Raw genomic sequence first — 20,834 nt, forward strand, 5'->3', positions numbered from 1 at the left:
GATAAAATTTGGAATTGAGCATGCTGCTCAGTAAGCGATTATAGTAACAGGTTTGAGCTCCTTTTTTGCTACAGGTTATGGAAGAAATCCGCATTCGTGGGGCCCGCACTCACAATTTAAAGAATATCAATCTTGATTTACCCCGCCACCGTTTAATTGTGATTACGGGACTTTCTGGCTCAGGTAAATCGTCGCTGGCGTTTGACACGCTCTATGCTGAAGGCCAGCGGCGCTATGTTGAAAGTTTGTCCGCTTATGCGCGGCAGTTTTTGCAGCTAATGGAAAAACCGGATGTTGATTTGATTGAAGGATTGTCGCCGGCCATTTCAATTGAACAAAAAGCCACGTCACATAATCCACGCTCAACGGTGGGGACGGTGACTGAGATTCACGATTATTTGCGCTTACTTTATGCGCGTGTAGGCACACCTTATTGTCCAGACCATGCGCTGGCTCTTGCGGCGCAAAGTGTATCGCAAATGGTTGATGCGGTGCTGGCGTTGCCGCCTGGAACCAAATTGATGATCATGGCGCCAGTAGTTGTCAACCGTAAGGGCGAGCATATTGATCTATTTGCGCAAATGCAAGCACAGGGTTTTGTCCGTTTTCGTGTGCGCTCGGGTGGCGGGACCGCAAATGAAGGCAAAGCCCATATTTATGAAGTCGATGAACTGCCAAAGCTGAAAAAGAACGATAAGCACACAATCGATGTCGTGGTAGACCGGATCAAAACTCATGCCGATATGAAGCAGCGCTTAGCGGAATCATTTGAAACTGCGTTACGGCTTTCTGCTGGCCGGGTGCTTGTAGTTGAGATGGAGAGTGAGCATGAACACCTGTTTAGCTCGAAATTTTCCTGCCCGATTTGTTCTTATTCGTTGCAAGAGCTTGAACCACGCCTTTTCTCATTTAATAACCCGATGGGCGCTTGTACTGAGTGCGACGGTCTGGGTCAAATCACGTTTTTTGATCCTAAACGAGTGGTGGCCTTTCCTTCACTGTCGTTAGCCTCGGGTGCAATTAAGGGCTGGGATCGGCGTAACCCATTTTATTTTCAGATGCTACAAAGCCTGGCCGCGCATTTTAAATTTGAGCTTGATACGCCTTTTGAGACGCTGCCAGAGAAAACCCAAAAAATTATCTTGTTTGGTTCGCAACGAGAGGTCATCCCTTTTTCTTATCTCAATGAACGTGGGCGCACGTCGATTCGCGAGCATGCGTTTGAAGGCATCATTCCTAACCTTGAGCGCCGTTACCGTGAAACTGAGTCGGCGACGGTGCGTGAAGAATTGGCGAAATACCAAAATAATCAGCAATGTCCCGCTTGTGCTGGCGCGCGTTTACGCCGTGAGGCATGCCATGTAAAGCTTGGTGATGGCCCGAACGCGCGCGCGATCTATGAAATCAGCGCTTGGCCGCTACGCGATACGTTAAGTTACTTCCAGACTTTACATCTGACCGGAACTAAACAAGGAATCGCGGACCGGGTGATTAAAGAAATCACGGCGCGCCTATCGTTTCTGAATGACGTTGGGTTAAATTACCTTTCGCTCGAACGCAGCGCAGATACTTTATCAGGCGGCGAAGCGCAGCGCATTAGACTTGCTTCGCAGATTGGCTCTGGCCTAACCGGGGTGATGTATGTGCTTGATGAGCCTTCAATTGGTCTGCATCAACGCGACAATGACCGCTTAATTAAAACGCTCAAGCATTTGCGAGATTTGGGCAATTCGGTGATTGTGGTTGAGCATGACGAAGACATGATTCGTGCCTCTGATCATGTGGTTGATATGGGCCTAGGCGCAGGCGCGCATGGTGGCTGCGTGATTTCGCAGGGTACGCCCGCGCAAATTGAGGCGGATCCTAATTCATTAACGGGTGCGTATCTCGCGGGTCGCCGCCAGATTGCTTTGCCGGCTGAGCGCAAACCAGCAGGGGTAAATTATTTAAAGATTATTGGCGCGCATGGCAATAATCTAAAACATGTTACGTTTGAGTTGCCGATTGGTCTATTGAGTTGCATTACGGGGGTTTCGGGCTCGGGTAAATCGACTTTAATTAATGATACGTTATATCGTGCGGCTGCCCGCCATTTATATGGCTCAGCTACTGAAGCTGCGCCCTATGAAGAAATTGAAGGGCTTGAACATTTTGATAAAGTCATTAATGTTGACCAGTCTCCGATAGGTCGCACGCCCCGTTCAAATCCGGCAACGTATACGGGCCTTTTCACACCAATCCGTGAGCTTTTTGCAGGCGTGCCGGCAGCTAAGGAGCGAGGCTATGGCCCGGGTCGATTTTCCTTTAATGTAAAAGGCGGCCGTTGTGAAACGTGTCAAGGCGATGGGGTGCTCAAAGTTGAAATGCACTTTTTGCCAGATGTTTATGTCCCCTGCGATGTGTGTCACAGCAAACGCTACAACCGCGAAACGCTCGAGATTCAATACAAAGGCAAAAATGTCAGCGAAATATTAGCGATGACCGTCGAAGTTGCCTATGAATTCTTTAGGCCGGTGCCAATTGTTGCGCGTAAACTGAAGACTTTGCTTGATGTTGGGCTCGGCTATATCCGTCTTGGCCAAGCGGCCACCACTCTGTCAGGAGGTGAGGCGCAACGGGTGAAGCTTTCGCTAGAGCTCTCCAAACGCGATACTGGCCGCACGCTTTATATTCTTGATGAGCCGACCACGGGTTTGCATTTTCATGATATTTCATTGCTGCTCGAGGTGATTCACCGGCTGAGCGACCAAGGTAATACGGTGGTGATTATTGAACATAACCTTGATGTCATTAAAACCGCGGACTGGGTGATTGATCTGGGTCCAGAAGGTGGGGCCGGTGGCGGTCAAATCATTGCATGCGGCACACCAGAGCAGATCGCCAAGTCAAAAGCAAGCTTTACCGGAAAGTATTTAGCGCCACTCTTAAAAAGAAATAAGCGCAAAAAACCGCGGGGTAGTGAGATAGAAATGGCATCTAACGCGTAGCGCACGGACTTTAAGGGGAAAGGAAATCAAGATGGAAGAAAACAGAGTACATCAGTCTAAACGTCATGTTCATGCGCCCTACGTTTTAGGTGCGCCGGGGCGCAAATCAACCAGTGCGCCAGCTAAATGGGTGGCCGTTGAAATCGCCAGCTACATCTTGGCAGGTATTGCGCTGTGGTTAGTGCTAGCGCTCCAGCTGCTAAGTGGTTTACTGGCAGGTTTATTTACCTTTCAGCTGATTCGTGCTCTGACCCCTTTACTGGAAAAGCGCTTGTCGAGCCAACGTGCGCGCTGGTTGTCTGTCATGCTGCTGTCTATTATTGTGACGGGCGCTTTAAGTGCCGCGACGGTGGCCGCCATTTCGTATTTTCAACATAGTGCGCCTAACGAACAAAAGCTGCTTGAACGGACTTTGCAAATTATTGATGGCGCGCGCGGACAATTGCCACTTTGGTTGCAAAATTACCTACCGGACGATATAGAAGATATTCGCACAAGTGCGCTTGATTGGTTGAGGGCGCATATTGGCGAATTACGACAAGGTGGCAAAAATGTCGTGCTGGGTTTCGTGCGGATTGCGTTAGGCATGATTCTCGGCGCGATTGTTGCGGTCAGTGTCACCCGCCGCGTCTATCGCTTGCCATTTGCCGCGGCCTTGGCAACGCGCATTAGCCATTTTAGTGATGCGGTTAAGCGTATTGTTTTCGCGCAGGTAAAAATTTCTTTGATCAACGCGACTTTAACCGGCATTTATCTGCTGCTTGCGCTGCCACTGTTCCATATTAACCTGCCGCTTGCGAAAACGCTTGTTCTGCTTACTTTTGTGATCGGGCTGCTCCCGGTCGTGGGTAACCTGATTTCAAATACTGTCATTATTGTGGTTTCATTATCGGCCGCGGGCGCACCGGCGGCGGTTGCTTCGTTGATTTTTCTAGTTGTCATTCATAAACTTGAATATTTTCTGAATGCACGTATTATTGGAATTGAGATTGAAGCTCGTACCTGGGAGTTATTATTGGCGATGATTATCATGGAGGCAGGTTTTGGCTTGCCCGGTGTCGTTGCCGCGCCGATTTATTATGCTTATTTGAAACATGAACTTTCTACCGCGAAGTTAATTTAGTTTAAGAACTTGTGATACGCATATATCTATTTTTAAATCAGGTCTATACTGTATTGACAAATGTGTTTATTGTATTTGATTAAATTAATTTAACGAGAGGATTTCGGATGAATCGCGAACCCAACCAAACCGAAGTGTTGCTGCGTCAAATGTCAGATATGGATAAGCTCGCAGAACGTGTCAGTGAATTATGTGCACAAGTTGCTGAATTGACTGAAAATGCAGCGCGCGACCCTGAAGCGCAGGCGCGTTTAGCTAAGTTGCAGCAAACGTGGGACAGCGGCAACAGCGATGTACCCGAGCAGATTGAGCAAATCCAAGCCCATATGCAACGCGCAGTTGCGTATAGTGAAGAATATACGAAGGCGATGCGCGCTGAGTCGGACTCATCTGAAACCGCCAATCAGCGCCAACGCTCGGATAAAGTCGCTTATAAGAAGACGCGGCAATTGGCTTAATGATAATTTGTTGCAATCGCTGGCGTTGAATAGGCTAAAATGGTTAGAATAATTACTCAACTCTGGCGATAATCAAGTGTGCCAGAGGGGGCGAAGGGCGGTGTTTTGTACGATTTTATCAAGAAAAGGCGAGTTAAATGATCAGTAGCGATCTACCTTTACGTTCTAACGCGTGGAATGCCGTAAACGAATCTAGGATGCTGCGGCTAACGACTCAGGGTATTTATTCAGATGAATACAAAAATCCATTTGAGTTGGTGCGGGTCGCATTAAATACGCTACGCGATGGTCAATACGCGGTAGTGCAGAGGCTGAAAGAAAATTTGGCGGCCACAGCCGAGACCGAGGTGATTTCGCAGCAGATAAAAATGCAGCTTTCGCAAGCAGAAAAGGCGCTCGCAAATTACGAGGACGAGCTAAAGAAAGTGGCGCAACTCAGCCACCAGCTCATTACTAGGATACTGGATGCAATCCGATAAATTGAGCTTAACGCGTCAGTCGATAAATTAAGCTTAACGCAGCGAGTATGGGTTCTGGGGCGTGAGCCCAAAACTACTTTTGTAGAGCGGCCCTGATCGAGAGTAAAATTCTAAAAAAGTAGTAGAATATAGAGTGGCCTTTTGATTAGACGGCTGCTAATTAGAGTGTGTACTGGCGGAGCATATAAAATGCTACGGCACGGTAATTTCAAAAAAATAATGGAAGGGCAAGGATTATTAATATGACAGCCCGTTTTTTATGGAAATTGGTTTTCCAATCGGGGGCTCTAGCTGGGCAGGTGCTACATCTGCCTGCTGGTGAATTGACCGTTGGTGACCAGCCTGGATGCGATGTACATTTCCCTCTGCCTGGCGCGCACGGGGACCATTGTGTGTTACGCGTTGATGAGCATGGCGTGACTCTTCGGCCTCTGCGAATGCGTTGTAAAGTGAATGGCCGCGGCTTAAAAACGGATGAAATTAAGCTGGATGTGGGGCAAATCGTGGATTTGGCTGGCTGCAAGTTTAGCATTGCGCGTGTGGCCGAAGGCACGGCAAGTTCAGTCGAAAAGCTGCCCGTTACTTCACCTGCCGGGCGTGCCGCTGTGCGTGCGCGCGATTTGCGCTTATGGGGCATTGGATTGCCATGCTTAATAGCCGCCGGCTTAGTGGTTGCAATGCTACAAGCAGGGCAAGAATTGCGTGCCTCAGTATCGCGGTATGTGCCATTTAATCTAGAAAGTTATCAAGAGGCGTTGCGGCTAGATACTGGGCTCGCACAGGTAGAAGTCGTCCGTGCTGAAAGCGGTGCGTTGACGCTCTCTGGCTTATGTCGTCATACAGCTGAATTGGCTCCATTTTTAGCCAGGCTTACAGATGCGGGTATTGCATACTGTAATCAAGTTGTCTGTGAAGATGAACTGCGTCAGGGCATTGCTTACACACTGCGAGCAAATGGCTATCGGGATGCGCGGGTAAGCGCCGGTTCGTCGATAGGTTCGGTGGTGATTGCCGGTAATATCCATGCAGGCAAACGTTGGGAAGCAGTGAGTCAGCAATTAAATCGGATGCCGGGCTTGAAGTCGTGGACGGTGAGTAACGATACCGACTCCACTATCACCGGTTTGGTGGATACTTTGCGCGAGCATAAGCTGCTTGCAAAGCTAAGCGTGGCGCGCCAAGGCGGCGATATTTTGACCGTAACGGGCCAATTGCCGGCGGCGCGTCAACAGCAACTTAGGCAAGTATTGGACGTCTGGCAAAAACAGCATGAAGACCGGATTCGAGTCGTGTATCAGGACATCCCGACCTCAAAGCTCCAGCTTGGCATATTCCCTGCCACGGTGACGGGCTTTAGTGGCAACCGTAAAACGGCTTTTTTACAGCTGGCCAATGGCATGAAAGTGCAAATCGGCAGTACCTTGCCGAGTGGCTATGTGGTGACAAAGTTGGATGAGAGTGGGGTGGAGTTGCGCAAAGAGGGGCAACTGGTTCATCTGCCACTTGATCTGTGAGCCGCGCAATGAATAGCCCAGTGACGCAGCTTGAAGAGCGCTTATTGATAGATCAAGACGGCACACACCGGACGCAACTGGTGGCCCAGCTTGAAAGCGAAAAAGATCGAGTGCAACGCTGTTTGCGCCAGCCTTGCACTCCACTGCAATACCGTATCTACAAACAGCAGTATGTCGCAGTTGAACATGCGCAAACGGTGATTAATACAGTTTGGTGCGCTTATCATAGGCCGCTTGCGCAAAAAGTTGCTCAGGTCGCTTCTTTATCAGCCATAAAAAAATAGGAATAGCGTGAAACAATGGGTGTTGTTGCTAGCAATGCTGCTAGCTTTCGGACTGGCGCAAGCGCGTATTCCATGGAAGGGTGCGCCTTATTTCATTACAACGCGTGGCGCAAAAGTGGCCGATGTTTTAAAAGACATTGGTGCAAACTATGGGGTTCCCGTGATTGTAAGCTCCAAAGTGGACGACCATTTTGTAGGCACGATCCGCAACGAAATGCCGGATGCGATTCTCGAGCGTTTCATTCAGCTATTTAACCTCGCAACCTATTACGATGGTCAGGCGCTCTATGTGTATAAAGGGCATGAAATCAAAAGCCAGATCATCACGCCGCGCTATTTGTCTACCAGCAAGCTGGTTAAGTATCTCAACCAAGGGGGTGCGACAGAGCAAAAATATTGCTCTTTGCGCACCGTCAGCAATTTCAATGCGCTCGAAGTATTTGGCGTGCCGATGTGCATTGAGCGCGTAACCGAGCTTGCAAAAAATCTAGATGAGAAGGTCTTGGACCAGGCGCAAAATCAAGAAACCGTTCAGCTTTTTCCGCTGCGCTTTGCTTCTGCCGATGACAACCTTTATAGCTATCGGACGCAAGAAGTACGTGTGCCGGGCGTGGTGAGCGTCTTGCGGGAAATGATCCAAGGTCGTTCCCCAATTGGGGAAGGCGTTCCGATTAATAGCGCCAACGGTGGTTTGCTAACGAATACATTACCCGCGTTTTCCGCCGATTCGCGGCTCAATGCGGTGATAGTAAGGGATCGGCAGGTTAATATGCCGATCTACGCGAAATTAATCAAGCAACTGGATCTGCAACCCGTACAGATCGAAATATCGGTCGCCATTATTGATGTCAATGCAGCGAATCTGAGTGCGCTTGGCGTTAACTGGTCGGGTACCGCTAACGTGGGCAGGTTTGGCGTTGGGTTTAATGCTAATCAGCCGCAAGGCGCAAGTGGCGTAAGTGGCACGATTAGTAGCGTGTTGAATGATACCACCGGTTTCATGGTGCGGCTCAATGCGCTTGAGCAACATTCGCAAGCAAAAATCCTCTCGCGGCCATCTATTGTCACTTTGAACAACGTGCAAGCTGTACTGGATCGTAGCATCACTTTCTATACTAAATTGCAAGGCGAGCACGTGGCTAAGCTTGAGTCGGTTTCGGCGGGCTCGCTTTTGCGCGTGACTCCGCGCCTCATCAAAAACGACGGCTATGATCAAATCATGCTCACGCTCAATATTCAAGATGGCCAGCAGTCTGATCCGATTCCCGGCAATCATGAGCAATTGCCGCAGATTACCAACGCTGAAATTTCAACTCAAGCGACCTTATTGCCAGGCCAAAGTTTGTTGCTGGGGGGCTTCGTGCAAGACCAACAGATGCAAGGCGAAACTAGAATACCGTTGTTGGGTGACCTGCCGCTGTTGGGTCATTTGTTCCGCAATAAAAATGACACCGCGCACAGTGTCGTGCGGCTCTTTTTAATCAAAGCGGATCCTCAGCCAACTGGGCCGCAACGAGTGCTGGCTAAATTGTCGAAAAACGTTGCAAATCAAAACCAACTGGCAGACGAGCGAGGTAAGTTAGAAAGCACCATTCGTACCGAAATTGCGCAATAATGGCGCTGTTGTTTTGATCATAAAAAAATAAATGCAGCAGATGTTTGATACTACTGTGTTAATGCAAGAATTTGACTTTATAAGGTAGATATATATGAGCATGTCAATTGACCAAATCACTGACGTCATGAGCAACAAAGCGATGGATTTGTCGCGTAGCTTGCAAAATGTAGTCTCTCGCTCTGATATTTCCGACCCAAGCGTAATGAGTCAGGTGCAGTATTTTACGCATCAGCTATATAGTACGATTGGTTTGCAAAGTGCGATTTTGGATGTCTATAAAAAAATCAATCAAGTGATCATTCAGCGTATCTAATGACTGAACTTGCGCGAGACATCAAGCAACTTTTGGTTGAAGCGGCAATTGCAGCGCCTAATCACGGCCTGCTTGCCCAAGCCCAGGGGTTACTTGAGGCGCTACCCGCACTTGGGTTGGAGGATGAAACCCAGGCGCTGGCAGCGGCCATGGTGCATTTTGGTCTGCGCCAACCGCGGGCAGCCTTAAATGCAATAGAAGGGGTTGAAGATACGTGTGCGCAAGATTTGCGCCAGATGGTTGCAGATTACACGGATGACCTAGTGCGTAAAAAGCACTCGCTAGGTTAACACACGCTATTTATTTGTTTTTGGTGAGCTTCTTTTTCTCTCGGAGAACTATTTTTTATGTCCATCGATATCCAATCGATTCCGCCTTCAATGCTAGCGCCTGCAGCGCATGGACTCAATCCCATCGTGCCGCAGCCCTCGGTTGAGCAAGCGGAAGGTTTCGCCAAATTATTGCAATCTAATGCGATACCCAAACATGAAGAATCGCTGCTTAAAGCGATGCAGACTCAAAGCGAACAAACTGCGCAACGGTTAGCGCCAGCGTTGGACAAAGCGGCTGATGAACCCGGGGCGATGCTAAAAGTGCAGCACGGTTTAGTCAAAACGGTGCTAGAACTTGATCTGGCGGCAAGAATTGCAAAAGCCGGCGCCGATGGAATCAACAAGCTTACGTCAATGTCATGAGCAAGAATTTTGTTGTGGGTTGCCTATTGGCGCTTGGTCTATTGTTGTCAGGCTGTAAAGTGCCGTTGTACTCGGAGTTGTCCGAATATGAAGCCAATCAAATGCTCGCGCTGTTAATGGCGAATCAGATTGATGCCGCGAAGCAAACGGATAAAGCGGGTGGTTTAACCTTGCAGATCAAAAAATCGCAATTTATTCATGCTGTCGAAATCTTGCGGCAAAACGGCTATCCACGGCCTAAATATGCGTCGGTAATGGATGTTTTTCCATCCAATCAGCTGATTTCATCGCCTGAACAAGAGCGGGCGAAGATGAGTTATCTGAAAGAGCAGCAAATCGAAGGCATGTTGATGAGTATCGATGGCGTGATTGTGGCGCGCGTATCCATCGGCAGCGTGCCGCCTGACAATTTAGGTATCGATACGGTCAGGCCAACGATTTCGGTGTTTGTAAAATATTCTCCCGCCACTAATTTATCGACTTGGCAAGGACAAATTCGCGATCTTGTGCGGCAGGGAGTGCCCGGCATTCAAGATGACAGCATTAGCGTCGTCATGGTGCCTGCGACTTATCGTTATGTTTCATCACAGCCGCAAGCCATGCCATCGTGGTGGGCGCGCTTATTGCAAAATCCGATCTTGTTTGGCGGTATGGCGTTGCTGTTTGTAACGATGCTGGGTTCTGCCGTTGGTTTCTCAATATGGCAAACGCGCCGGCCATCGTGACGGATCCGCTCGAGGCGCGCTTATATGCGCTGCTTTGGCGTCCGGGAGCAACCATGCATAGCCGATGGTGGCAGGCACTGGAGCTCGACGCATGGCAGCCGGTTTATCAAACCTGCGCGCGTAGTCAGCGTTGGATTGAACAAGCGATTGCAGCGCGTCGGGGCGTGCCAGCCATTAGCGCACCCCTTACGTTAACGTTGCTTGAGCGTCGCCTGCTTGGGGTGTCAGAAAAATTACCCGTGCTGTTATTGGCGCTTGGCTTATTGCGTCTTGGGCAGCCGGAATATTGGATGCTCAAGCCTTATCTCGAAACGCTTAAGCCCCATCTAGATGCAGTTGCATGTTCTCAATTAGCGGTGTTTTCAGCGGCGGTGGCGCCGCCTGGATTCAGAGTGCAAAGACCGTTAGTTGAGCCTGAACAACTCATTGAGCACGCGTGTGCATATGGGGCAGCAGTGCTAACCGGGGCTTTTGCCGGTAGCGCCGTATTGCAAGCGCTCGAGATTTTGCTAGTGCCTGGTAACTTCGACGGCGAGCCGCTGACTGAGTCAGCGGCATTGTTTGGGCTGGATACGTTATTCCGTTTGGCCCGTTTTCTATAAATAATTTGGATCTAGCTGTTGCCGTGAATATCGAAGCCAATCCTTTCAACCTTGAAATTAATCTGATTGATGGACCCGAGCCGTCAGAATCTGTGCTGCAGGCCAGCACACTTGATCTATTAGAGCAAGCACAAACGGTGCTTGAGCATGCGCAAACCCAAGCTGCTCTGTTGCAGCATGAAGTTGAGCTAGAGGCGGTGCAAATTCGTGCCACGGCGAGTGAACTCGGTGAAGAAGATAAAGCTGCACTGATTCGCCAGGCGCAGGACGAAGCGCGTGATGAAACAGTAACCCAAGGATTGAGTTGGCTATTGGATGAGGCGCAGTTAGAGGCAAGTATTATCGACCGTCTAGAAGCACGTGTACGCAGCACCATGGCAAGCGTATTGCAAGAGTGGTTAGATGGACAAGACCGGGTCGCACAACTGGCGCGCCAACTAGCAACCCAAGTCCGTGAGCGGGCGCGGCAACGTCCCTATAAAATCCGCCTGCATCCGGCTGAATGCGAGGCCGTTGCTGCACAGTTAGCGCACAGCCCAGAGTTAGCGGAGATTCACTGCATCGCAGATGCTGCGCTGACTGCTGGCCAGGCCATTATTGACACTGAATTTCTGCGCATCGAATTTGATTTAAGCCGGCATTGGGCGCAAGTTCTAGCAGCCCTGCGGGGCGAGACTTCAAGTGCCTCTCTGGCCTCACCCGCAACGGTTACAAATACCGATACCGATGAGCATTCTTCTGACGCATTAGCGCCGCAAATTGAGCCAGTGTGGTGAGAGCGCTCTTACTTATAACAAGTTTTAAAGACCATTCATGAACAGGCTGACTCCCGCCATCAACCGGCTCAATTCTATTTTAATTGCTGCGTCACAACGGCAAGATATCATCCTGGTCGCCATTGTAGTAACGGCAGTCTTTATGATGATCTTGCCTTTGCCTACGGTATTGGTCGATATATTAATCGCCATCAATATCATGCTGTCGGTGACGGCGCTGACGATTGCAATTTACATTCGTAATCCGCTCGAATTCTCGGCCTTTCCGGCGCTTCTGCTGATTACCACCTTATACCGGTTGGCACTGACGATCACGACCAGCCGTTTGATTTTGCTCCAGCATGATGCAGGCGAAATTGTCTATGCCTTTGGTAATTTTGTCGTAGCCGGTAATGTTGCCGTCGGGATTATTATTTTTACGATCATCACCGTGGTGCAATTTATTGTCATCACCAAGGGCGCGGAACGAGTTGCCGAGGTCAGCGCCCGTTTCTCGCTAGACGGCATGCCCGGGCGGCAAATGAGCATTGACGGCGATATGCGGGCCGGCGTGCTGAGCGCGGAAGAGGCGAAAATTGAACGCGACTTACTGCAAAAAGAAAGCCGTCTATTTGGTGCCATGGATGGTGCGATGAAGTTTGTCAAAGGTGATGCCATCGCCAGCATCATCGTGGTCTTAGTTAATATTATTGGTGGCATTGCGATTGGCGTGATGCAGCATAATATGAGCGCGAGCCAAGCAGTCGGCACCTACGCAATCTTATCGGTAGGAGATGGCTTAATCGCACAGATTCCGGCGCTTTTGATTTCAATTACCGCAGGTCTGATTGTGACTCGCATCCCAAACGCGGAGCAGCAAAATCTTGCCACGCAGATGATGGGCCAACTGATTGGGCAGCCATGGGCGCTCTTAATGGCCGGCGGGGTGATGCTTATTTTCGCGTTGATTCCTGGTTTTCCAACGTTTATCTTTGGCGGGCTAGCAGCCCTTGTCTTAGGTTTTGGGTTTCATATCTGGCGCACTCAAGCGCGTGTAGCACACGGACAGCAGGGAATCGCCGCCAAGGAAGAGGTGCAAGCAGCGCCTGCACCTGCGCTATTGGTACGGATTGGACCAAAGGCCGCTCGCCGCGATCGATTAGCGAGTGCGCTTGAGCGGTTTTGCCGTGAAAGATTTGACGAGCTTGGTCTGCCAATACCGCTGCCGGTGATTGTAGAAGCCCCGGAGTTACCGCCTTATAGGGTGGAAATCCAGTTATATCTGGTTCCTGTTGTTTCGCTGACTTTGCCGGAAAACGCTGATCTAGTCTGGGCCAAAGCACAAGCATTGCAGCTTGAGGCGCAGGAATATTCTCTGCCATGGGGCGTAATGCTGTCGTGGTTGCCGCCAGAGCATAGAGAGGTAGCGACGAGCCTCGGCTTAGCTGTACATAGCAACGAGGATCGGATTAGTGCGTTGTTGGGTGCTGTGGTGGCGCGCTACGCGGAAGATTTTGTTGGTTTGCAAGAAACCCGCACGCTCTTAAACAGCGTAGAAAAAAACTATCCAGAGCTGCAGCGTGAACTACTGCGCGCGATGTCTTTGCACAAAATTTCTGAGATTATTCGGCGTCTTGTCTCAGAGGGCGTGCCCATTCGAGATCTACGCTCAGTCTGCGAGGCATTGGCTGATTGGGCAAATAAAGAAAAAGACATTGTATTGCTAACAGAATATGTGCGCATCACTTTGCGGCGGCAGATCTGCCATGTTTTTGGCGGTCCTCAACGCCGTATTTCAGTACTCCTAATTGGCGAGCGCATCGAAAATATGATTCGCGATTCAATTCGCGAGACATCCGCTGGCACCTATTCAGCATTGGATGTAGATAAAACCACCGCGATTCTCGAGCTCTTGCGCCGTCATATCAACAGCTATCAAGCACGGGGAGAATACCCGGTACTCTTGACGGCGATGGATGTGCGTCGTTATTTGCGCAAGATGATCGAACGTGAATTCTTTGCCACACCAGTATTATCCACGCAAGAATTAATGGAAGACCTTGAGGTGAATGTGCTTGGCAACCTTGAGTTATTTGATGAGGACCGTCGCCATGCCTTGGCCTGATGCTGAAGCGCTCGCACAGCGCTTGGACGAGCGGCTGCAAACCAGGATCACTGTGCCCGCCGCTCGCGAGATCGGCTCTGTGCGCCGGGTTGGCCCAACCGTTCTACACGCCTCGTTGCCAGGTGCGCAATTGGGCGAACTATGCCGCATTGGCACGCCGGGATTGATCGCGGAAGTGGTTGGCTTGAATGAAGAAACGGCGACCCTGTCACCGTTTGATGAACCCTTAGGGGTGGCGTGCGGGGCCGACGTCGAGCGCCTTGGCCGGCAGCTTGAAATTGAAGTAGGCGATCATTTAATTGGTGCCGTATTAGATGGCTTTGGCCGGCCGCTAAGAATGCAAAGAACGCGTGCGCCGGGTACGCTTAGCCAGTCACGGCCAATTTGCACTGACCCGCCAAGCGCGCTCTCGCGCCCCTTGGTGCAGGAACCGTTGTCGCTGGGTATTCGCGCGATTGATGGGTTGCTGACCTGTGGCAAAGGACAACGCGTGGGGATTTTTGCGGCCGCCGGAGTTGGTAAGAGCGCCTTACTTGGCATGATGATGCATGGGAATTTGGCCGATATTGTTGTGCTTGCGTTAGTGGGTGAGCGTGGCCGAGAAGTGCGCGAGTTTATCGATCGTGTATTCGATGATGAAATGCGCCGGCGCGCGGTGATTGTGATCGCAACTTCTGACCGGCCTGCGCTTGAACGCTATAAGGCCGCCTATACCGCAACCACCATTGCGGAATATTTTCGTGATCAAGGCAAAAATGTATTGTTGCTAGTTGACTCCGTGACGCGTTATGCGCGCGCGGCGCGTCAGCTTGGGGTGGCGGCTGGTGAACCCATGGCGGCTAATGGCTATCCCCCCAGTGTTTTTGCTGCATTGCCACGTCTATTAGAGCGGGCAGGGCCTGCCGCGCAAGGGGTCATCACAGGGATCTACACGGTGCTAGTAGAAGGGGACAATATGAATGAGCCGGTGGCTGATGAAACCCGCTCGATTCTAGATGGTCATATTGTCTTATCTCGTGCATTGGCTGAGCGCAATCACTATCCAGCGATTGACGTGCTGCGTAGTGTCAGCCGCGTGATGACCCATGTTGCGCCGACTGGGCTCAAAAAGCATGCCGCCAAATTGCGGCGGTTACTTGCTCGTTACGATGATATTGATCTGCTGGTGCGGGTTGGCGAATATCAGCGTGGCCAAGATGCGGAAGCTGATGAAGCGCTTGATCGGCGTTCTGCAATTGAGAGCTTTTTGCGTCAAAGCACGGCGCAATCAGGTGGACTTGCTGAAACCGAAATGGCGCTGAGGCAAGCGCTGACTGATAGCCAAGTTGCGCCGACCCGGTCACGCCATGATGAGCTGATGCATTAATTAAGAGGCCATCCACGATGTGGACAAACCTAATCGCGATTAAGCGTCACCGAGAGGAACGTTTGCGTGCTGAGATGCAGCGGGTTAAAACTCAAATTGACGAGTTAAACGCAGCCCGTGCAAAGCTTGATGAACAAAGAATGCAGGTTATTGAACAATGGCAAGAACTGAGCGCGCAAACATCGGTTCGGCGTGCGGATGAAGTAGAAGAGTTACTGCAAGAATTGAGCCATTACAATCTTACTGCTTCGAATTTTGAGCAAGAAAGTAAACAGCTGGAGGATCAAATCGAAGACTTGCGGCAACAACTTGAAGAACGTAATACATTGCTTCGGCAGTGTGTTGCAAAGCAGGAAAAATTGAAGCTCATCGAAAAAAAGTAACGATCATGCAAATTTTAACCACGCCTACTGGCAGCAATGCAGACAATACACAGTCTCAGTCAGAGCGGCCGCAAGAAATACCGCCCGCAGAGCAGGTGCAGAGGTTTGCAGATTTGCTTAAAAAAAAGCGGATGCCAGAAGCAATGGGGGTGCCAGTGCTACCGTCATTGTTGTTAGGGGGGGCTGGCCATGCATCAACAACGTCTGGTTGCTTAAGTTCAGCCCAGATGGCATTACGTACATTGGCCGAAAGTCTCTTGATGCCGGCTTCATTAAAGGTGCAAAACACAGCAAACGAATTGCGCATTACCGTGTTATCAGGGGTGCTCACCGGTGCTGAAATGCTGGTTGCCCAGGTGCAAGGCCGGCTCAAGATGACACTGCGTGCAGCCAACGAAAAGCAGCGTAAAGCGCTCGAATCAATTCAGCACAAACTCCAAACCCAAATCTCTTCAATGTATCCAATGGAGAAAATTTTAATTGAACAGCAGCATGACTGAGCAAGCTTTTTTCGAGGCGCCTATGTGGTCTGCCGAATATGCGCATTTGCATCAAGCGATTGGCGGCGGGCGGCAAAGCGAAGCCGAAGGGCTTTCGCTGCAACTGACCAAACGCGCGCAAAACTTTAACCATGAGCGACGGACGATGCTACCGCTTGAGCTTTCGCTCGACGGCCAAGCAGTTCGGCTTTGGTTTGATGAAGCGGCCTTGCTTGAATGGTTAGAGCCGATTCTGCCTGCACCGGATTTGTCATCACTTAATGATGGTCTGCGCGAAGCGGCGCTCGCCTGGACCTTAGCACCGTGGTTGGATTGGTGCGTCCAGCATCGGCTAACGCCCCCCTCGATCAAAGCATTGGGCGCATTAGCATCGCCGCCAGAGAGACTGGATCAACCGGACATTATTTTAACTTTTATTGCACAAGACGATCATCGCTGGCTTGATTTACACCTTGATGGATTCCCATTGACTTGGTTGAGCACATTGGCAAAATGCATGGCAGCCAGCCCGGATCAGCATGCGGAACAACACACAGTGATCTCGGCTTGTGCGGGTTTTGCGCATTTATCTGTCACCCAACTTGCCGCATTGCAAGTGGGCGATGTTGTTATGGCTGCCTGGCAAGCCCCGCTTAAAAACGGTAGCCTGCTATTGGTATTGGACCGGCTGTTGGTGCAAATAGGCCGGCTGGATGAAAATCACTTTGAAATTGAGCGCGTCATGGAGCCATTAGGCGAAGAAAACCATTTTATTGCTGACACGACTGAACCCATCGCTGATGAAGCTGGCTTCACTCAAGAAACTCAGCCTGCTGCTGAACTTGATCTCACAGCTGGAAACATCGCTGCAAGTTTGCCGATGACCTTGGTGTTTGAAATTGGACAAATGACTGTGCCACTCTCAGCCCTCTCTCAATTAAAAGAAGGCGATGTGTTGGCAGCAGATTTCAAGACCGCACCGGAAATCGGCATTCGTACACAAGGCCGTCTAATTGCAACCGCGAGCCTGGTACGCATTGGCGAGCGCCTGGGCGCTAAAATTACCCGCCTAATTGCGCCGGATGAAACAAGATGAGCTTGCTCGAGCATCCGGTTCAGCTGATCGTTTTTCTTTTTCTGCTGTCAATTTTGCCCTTACTGGTGGTGCTAGGTACGTCGTTTCTAAAAATCTCGGTGGTACTTGCGCTATTGCGTAATGCGCTTGGCATTCAGCATGTGCCGCCGAATATCGCACTCTATGCGATTTCGCTGGTACTGACTGCTTATGTGATGGCGCCAGTGGGCTTCCAGGTGAGCGATGCGCTCAAAGCTCATCCGGTAGAATTCAGCTCGCCCGAATCAGTGAGCCAAGTAGATGACAGTGTACTTGCCCCATACAGGGCATTCTTAAAGCGGCATACGCCGCCGCGGCAAATTCATTTCTTTGTCGATATTGGACAGCGCACTTGGCCAGAGCAATATAAGGATCGGCTGGATGTCAATTCTTTACTGGTCCTCATGCCGGCCTTCGCCATTGGTCAATTGATTGAAGCGTTTAAAATGGGCCTGCTGATTTTTTTACCCTTTATCGCAATTGATTTGATTGTTTCGATCATTTTACTTTCGCTGGGCATGATGATGGTATCGCCACTCACCATTGCCTTGCCTTTCAAACTCCTTTTATTCGTGCTAATGGGTGGTTGGGAGAAACTATTGTCGCAATTAATGCTCTCTTACTCATGAGTGACGCCATCCTGATCCATATGACGACGCAGCTACTGTGGGTGGTATTGCTGCTTGCCTTGCCTATCGTGGTAGCCGTAGCGGTCGTCAGTCTAGCAGTCAGCTTAATGCAGACGCTCACCCAGTTGCAGGATCAAACGCTACAATTTATTTTCAAGCTGCTGACAGCCTCGCTGACTTTGCTTGTGACCTATCGTTGGATTGGCATGACTTTGCTAAATTACAGCGATATGGTATTTCAACAACTGTCTGATATGAGGCGTTGAAATGGCGGCCTGGTTGGCCTGGGCGCCGCTACTGAAAATGCTGGCGCTGTGCATGATGCGCCCGCTAGGGGTCATGGTGCTGCTCTCTGTCACCAGTACCCGCATGTTGGGCGGCGCGCTAATTAGAAACACGCTCGCCTTAATGATTGCCTTGCCGGCGTTGCCTTTGGCTTTTGCCTGGACAAAACATACTGCGCCGCCAGAAGGGTTTGCCTTGGCCGGCATGGTTTTGAGCGAGCTCTCAGTGGGCCTTTATATTGGCCTTTTAGCCTCCATTCCATTTTGGGCGGTGGCGGTGGCCGGCGAATTCATTGACACAGCACGCGGCGCCGGTCTGGCTGAAATTCTAAACCCAGCAATGGGCGAAGAAGTTTCACTATTCTCGATTCTATTTATACAATTGCTGGCCGCGCTTTTCTTCGTAGGTGGTGGTTTTAATTTGCTGCTGGCAGCGATTTACCAATCGTACACGATGTTGCCGCTTGGGCAAGCGCTCTTAGTCAATCAAGAGACCGCTTTGTTCATGATCAACCAATGGCGCATGGTGCTTGAATTGGGCGTTGGCTTTGCCCTACCGGCGGTGGCACTGATGTTGATGGTTGATTTTTCCTTTGGCCTGATTAACCGTACTGCTGGCCAACTGGATGTATTCTTTATTGCCATGCCGATCAAATCAGTTTTCGCCTGCCTCGCGTTGATTTTTGGCATGCGTTTGGGGCTTGATCATTACCTCGACCGATTTGATGAAATCTGGCTCATCGTGCGCCGATTACTAGAAATCGGCACAACTGCAGAGAGCGGATAAGATGGCTGAAAAAACCGAACAGCCCACCCCCAAAAAGATCAAGGACGCGCGTAAAGAAGGGCAAGTTGCTAAGAGCGTTGAAATTATCCAAGGCATGCAGTTGCTGATAGCCGCGCTCTGGCTTTGGCTAGAGGGGCCAAAGTTGCTGGCTGCGTTACAAGATACCTTTGGGCAGGCGATCCAATACATAGCGTTGCCATTTGAGCAAGCGCTGATGAGAACTTTTCTGGCGTGTGCGCAGGTATTTATGCGTTTTGTTGGTTCATTGATGGCGGTATTGTTTTTAGTAACTGTCATAACAGGTCTTACTCAAACGGGGTTTCTCTTCGCCCCAAAGAGGCTCAAGCCAAAACTCAGCGCGATTAGTATTATTAAAAATGCTAAGAATCTTTTCTCGCTGAAAAAACTTTACACTTTATTGCGCACTATATTTAAGATCGTGCTGCTGGGTTTTGTATTTGCCTATATTTTGGCGCGCTACGGTAAGTCTTTAGTTTATCTGCCAGAATGCGGGGTGCACTGTGCCATCCCTATTGTGGCTAAATTATGTGGCTGGCTCATTGGTTGCGTCCTCGCTTTCTATATTATATTTGCGATCACAGACTATCTATTTGAGCGTTATCAGTTGATGAAGCAATTACGGATGTCAAAAGACGACCTTAAACGGGAGTTTAAAGATACTGAAGGTAACCCGCACGTTAAAGGGCGGATTCGTCAGTTACACGAAGAAATGCAAGAAAGCGATATGGCTGGCCGCGTTGAGCGCGCCAGTGCTGTCATTAGAAATCCAACTCATCTTGCGGTGTGTATATACTATAAGCAAGGTGAGACGCCACTGCCTATTGTTACAGAGAAAGGTGAGGGGCTTAAAGCATTGAAAGTGATAGAGTTGGCGCGGATTTATAAGGTGCCGGTGGTGGCGAATGTGGCGCTTGCGCGACAACTGATGGGGGATACTAAAATTGGGGATTATATTCCTGAGACGTTGTTTGAACCGGTTGCTGAGGTGTTGAGGATTGCGATGTTGGAATTGGATGAAGACCAAAATGCCAACATCTAAAATTGACTTTTAATAACAATAGTCCATCGCTGGAAAAGACTCAAGAAAAAATCCTATAGAAAAAAGCTTTTAGGCTAAAATGGTTGCAAGGTGTATTGGTAACTTTTGAGGTAAAAATTGCGCTGATAATGGCGGAAAGGTGTTTTATGCTTTGATTTAAGAGTAAGTTAAATTTTAACGGGTATTCTACAAAGCAAAATTTGGGCTAAAGATCAGGGTTAACGGGGAAATAGATGAAACGATACATTCTTGCAATGATGGTTTTCTTAGGTATGGCTGCATGTGGAGGCGGTGGGGCCGATGGCGAAAGTATGGCGTTATCGAGTTCTAATAATGCGCCTATAAAAGAGATCGAGAATGGACCGGAGGTTCCAGCTATGGAACTTTCTGAGGAAAAAGTTTTAACAAGCCTTTTTGGTTTCGGAGGTATTACTTCAGCGGAAGTGGACGAGAGAGCGGAGGATAAAGGGCACGAGGGTATGCGACAGAAAGTGCGCAATATAAAGCGTGTTATGAAGGAAAGAGCAGCAAGTGGGGAGTTTAGTAAATCGCGCGGGGAAGAGCTCGGTATCGCGCAACTATTAGTTCATGCGTATATATCTATACTGAATGATAATGGTGCTCGATTACCTTTTGAGCGGGATTTTTTGTCTGTCAAGGACATGGAATTACTTGATGAAGATAATCGTAGAAAAGTGGAATCTGCTGAGAGAGTGATTGTTTTGTGTCAAAATCCTGCTAGTAAAAGATCAGATAAATCTTCTATGAGCCCGGTCCGCAATTTTATTTCAGCTCTGCGATATTTTGAGAAGAATGACAAAAAATTTAAGAGTAATAATGGAAATGAACAGGGGTGGTATCAAATTCAACCCGACCCCGATAATAGAGGGAATGTAGTGTGGGAACCTTTAGGTACTAACCACGTTAATTGGCTGCAGCAAAGAGAGAATGTCTGTGACTTTATGTATTTCTGCAGTAATGAGCTTGGCAATATACCAAAGAAAAAATTAAGCCCAGCGATATCAAAAGTACATCAGTTAAACAGTTAAAAAAT

The 20,834-nt window shown here is 49.5% G+C and carries 23 protein-coding genes; all 23 read left to right on the forward strand.

The window, feature by feature from the left end:
- Positions 1-77: 77 nt before the first annotated feature.
- The 23 genes from uvrA (at position 78) to KMZ15_RS00930 (ending at position 20,829) form a co-directional block, all read left to right on the forward strand.
- The gene (gene uvrA / locus KMZ15_RS00820; RefSeq protein ID WP_223693166.1) at positions 78-2,987 is read left to right on the forward strand and encodes an excinuclease ABC subunit UvrA; all 2,910 of its coding nucleotides are present in this window, start codon (positions 78-80) and stop codon (positions 2,985-2,987) included.
- Positions 2,988-3,018: 31 nt separating this feature from the next.
- Positions 3,019-4,110 carry an AI-2E family transporter gene (locus tag KMZ15_RS00825; RefSeq protein WP_223693168.1) on the forward strand — a complete coding sequence of 364 codons (1,092 nt, stop codon included), beginning with the start codon at positions 3,019-3,021 and terminating at the stop codon, positions 4,108-4,110.
- A 107-nt stretch (positions 4,111-4,217) separates the two neighbouring features.
- Entirely contained in the window at positions 4,218-4,568 is a 351-nt protein-coding gene (locus tag KMZ15_RS00830) for a hypothetical protein (RefSeq protein WP_223693170.1), read from the forward strand.
- Between the two features lie 137 nt (positions 4,569-4,705).
- Positions 4,706-5,047, forward strand: coding sequence for a hypothetical protein (locus KMZ15_RS00835; RefSeq protein ID WP_223693172.1), 342 nt, complete (start codon positions 4,706-4,708; stop codon positions 5,045-5,047).
- A 242-nt stretch (positions 5,048-5,289) separates the two neighbouring features.
- On the forward strand, positions 5,290-6,561 hold the full coding sequence (gene sctD / locus KMZ15_RS00840) for a type III secretion system inner membrane ring subunit SctD (RefSeq protein ID WP_223693175.1): 1,272 nt from the start codon (positions 5,290-5,292) through the stop codon (positions 6,559-6,561).
- An 8-nt stretch (positions 6,562-6,569) separates the two neighbouring features.
- The gene (locus KMZ15_RS00845) at positions 6,570-6,845 is read left to right on the forward strand and encodes an EscE/YscE/SsaE family type III secretion system needle protein co-chaperone (protein WP_223693176.1); all 276 of its coding nucleotides are present in this window, start codon (positions 6,570-6,572) and stop codon (positions 6,843-6,845) included.
- A gap of 7 nt (positions 6,846-6,852) precedes the next feature.
- Positions 6,853-8,460, forward strand: coding sequence for an EscC/YscC/HrcC family type III secretion system outer membrane ring protein (locus tag KMZ15_RS00850; protein ID WP_223693179.1), 1,608 nt, complete (start codon positions 6,853-6,855; stop codon positions 8,458-8,460).
- 94 nt (positions 8,461-8,554) lie between these two features.
- Positions 8,555-8,776, forward strand: coding sequence for an EscF/YscF/HrpA family type III secretion system needle major subunit (locus tag KMZ15_RS00855; protein ID WP_223693181.1), 222 nt, complete (start codon positions 8,555-8,557; stop codon positions 8,774-8,776).
- A complete protein-coding gene (locus KMZ15_RS00860; protein WP_223693183.1) occupies positions 8,776-9,066 on the forward strand; it encodes an EscG/YscG/SsaH family type III secretion system needle protein co-chaperone in 291 nt (96 codons plus the stop codon). Before KMZ15_RS00855 ends, KMZ15_RS00860 begins: the two co-directional genes overlap by 1 nt.
- 57 nt (positions 9,067-9,123) lie before the next feature.
- Positions 9,124-9,471, forward strand: coding sequence for a type III secretion system inner rod subunit SctI (gene sctI, locus KMZ15_RS00865; RefSeq protein WP_223693185.1), 348 nt, complete (start codon positions 9,124-9,126; stop codon positions 9,469-9,471).
- Positions 9,468-10,196, forward strand: coding sequence for a type III secretion system inner membrane ring lipoprotein SctJ (gene sctJ, locus KMZ15_RS00870; RefSeq protein ID WP_223693187.1), 729 nt, complete (start codon positions 9,468-9,470; stop codon positions 10,194-10,196). Before sctI ends, sctJ begins: the two co-directional genes overlap by 4 nt.
- Complete coding sequence (locus KMZ15_RS00875) at positions 10,172-10,798, forward strand: type III secretion system domain-containing protein (RefSeq protein WP_223693189.1); 627 nt, start codon at positions 10,172-10,174, stop codon at positions 10,796-10,798. Before sctJ ends, KMZ15_RS00875 begins: the two co-directional genes overlap by 25 nt.
- Before the next feature lie 5 nt (positions 10,799-10,803).
- A complete protein-coding gene (locus KMZ15_RS00880) occupies positions 10,804-11,574 on the forward strand; it encodes a FliH/SctL family protein (protein ID WP_223693191.1) in 771 nt (256 codons plus the stop codon).
- Positions 11,575-11,611: 37 nt separating this feature from the next.
- Positions 11,612-13,678 carry a type III secretion system export apparatus subunit SctV gene (gene sctV / locus KMZ15_RS00885; protein WP_223693194.1) on the forward strand — a complete coding sequence of 689 codons (2,067 nt, stop codon included), beginning with the start codon at positions 11,612-11,614 and terminating at the stop codon, positions 13,676-13,678.
- Positions 13,665-15,044 carry a FliI/YscN family ATPase gene (locus KMZ15_RS00890; RefSeq protein ID WP_223693196.1) on the forward strand — a complete coding sequence of 460 codons (1,380 nt, stop codon included), beginning with the start codon at positions 13,665-13,667 and terminating at the stop codon, positions 15,042-15,044. Before sctV ends, KMZ15_RS00890 begins: the two co-directional genes overlap by 14 nt.
- Before the next feature lie 74 nt (positions 15,045-15,118).
- Complete coding sequence (locus KMZ15_RS00895; protein WP_223693198.1) at positions 15,119-15,427, forward strand: hypothetical protein; 309 nt, start codon at positions 15,119-15,121, stop codon at positions 15,425-15,427.
- Positions 15,428-15,432: 5 nt separating this feature from the next.
- Positions 15,433-15,927 (forward strand): hypothetical protein, encoded by a 495-nt coding sequence (locus KMZ15_RS00900; protein ID WP_223693200.1) that lies wholly within the window; start codon positions 15,433-15,435, stop codon positions 15,925-15,927.
- The gene (locus KMZ15_RS00905; RefSeq protein ID WP_223693203.1) at positions 15,920-17,002 is read left to right on the forward strand and encodes a FliM/FliN family flagellar motor switch protein; all 1,083 of its coding nucleotides are present in this window, start codon (positions 15,920-15,922) and stop codon (positions 17,000-17,002) included. Before KMZ15_RS00900 ends, KMZ15_RS00905 begins: the two co-directional genes overlap by 8 nt.
- Positions 16,999-17,649 (forward strand): type III secretion system export apparatus subunit SctR, encoded by a 651-nt coding sequence (gene sctR, locus KMZ15_RS00910; protein ID WP_223693206.1) that lies wholly within the window; start codon positions 16,999-17,001, stop codon positions 17,647-17,649. The genes KMZ15_RS00905 and sctR overlap by 4 nt, the downstream gene beginning before the upstream one ends.
- Positions 17,646-17,915: a type III secretion system export apparatus subunit SctS gene (gene sctS, locus KMZ15_RS00915; protein WP_223693208.1), complete on the forward strand. Its 270-nt coding sequence runs from the start codon at positions 17,646-17,648 to the stop codon at positions 17,913-17,915. The genes sctR and sctS overlap by 4 nt, the downstream gene beginning before the upstream one ends.
- 1 nt (position 17,916) lies before the next feature.
- Positions 17,917-18,720, forward strand: a complete 804-nt coding sequence (gene sctT / locus KMZ15_RS00920) for a type III secretion system export apparatus subunit SctT (protein WP_223693210.1) — start codon at positions 17,917-17,919, stop codon at positions 18,718-18,720.
- Between the two features lies 1 nt (position 18,721).
- The gene (locus KMZ15_RS00925) at positions 18,722-19,780 is read left to right on the forward strand and encodes an EscU/YscU/HrcU family type III secretion system export apparatus switch protein (protein ID WP_223693212.1); all 1,059 of its coding nucleotides are present in this window, start codon (positions 18,722-18,724) and stop codon (positions 19,778-19,780) included.
- A gap of 233 nt (positions 19,781-20,013) precedes the next feature.
- Entirely contained in the window at positions 20,014-20,829 is an 816-nt protein-coding gene (locus KMZ15_RS00930) for a hypothetical protein (RefSeq protein WP_223693214.1), read from the forward strand.
- The last annotated feature ends 5 nt before the right edge of the window (positions 20,830-20,834 follow it).

The organism is Mycoavidus sp. HKI, from assembly GCF_020023735.2.
In the GTDB taxonomy this organism is placed as follows: Bacteria; Pseudomonadota; Gammaproteobacteria; order Burkholderiales; family Burkholderiaceae; genus Mycoavidus.